This window comes from Bartonella taylorii 8TBB, from assembly GCF_902825155.1.
Taxonomy (GTDB): domain Bacteria; phylum Pseudomonadota; class Alphaproteobacteria; order Rhizobiales; family Rhizobiaceae; genus Bartonella; species Bartonella taylorii_A.
This window is the reverse complement of sequence record NZ_CADEAG010000109.1, coordinates 1-466: the sequence shown is the minus strand read 5'-3', so window position 1 is coordinate 466 and position 466 is coordinate 1. Positions and strand designations below refer to the sequence as shown.

Genomic DNA, 466 nt, shown 5'->3' with positions numbered 1-466 from the left:
TAATTTTATTACATGAAAAATGCACCATATCTGAAAAGAGAATCTTTCAAAATGTCAAACCCGATTCAAATGCCCAATTTAAATCGCTAATGAAAAAAATACTTCCACTCAAAACAAAAAGCCCCTGTGGATTCCTATTCAAGTCAACTCCACATCAACAACACCCTGTATCGATTTCATAGCATTCGCCACATGTGAATTAGCCTTGTACCGCTTTGGAAGCGTAATTTCGACTTCCCGTAATCCATCCTCTTGAATGAGAATAAGCCCGACTTCTCCATTGCCACTAGGATTTAAATTTTGCTCAATTTGAGGAAGCATATCAACTGTTTTTATAAAGCGACGCATCATTTTATGATGCTGGAACGCCTCCTGTTCCAAAGATTGAACCGTTTCAAGTCGCAAACTAACCCCCTCAGAGCGATTTTCTGCACTCACGGTAACGATAAAAGATTTTCCAAGTTCT

1 protein-coding gene is annotated in these 466 nt (G+C 38.6%); it reads right to left on the bottom strand.

Translation table 11 applies throughout. From position 1 onward, the window contains the following. Positions 1–138: 138 nt before the first annotated feature. Positions 139–466, bottom strand: a 328-nt coding sequence (locus J7R13_RS08870) for a hypothetical protein (RefSeq protein WP_208438312.1), incomplete at its 5' end; no start/stop codon positions are given.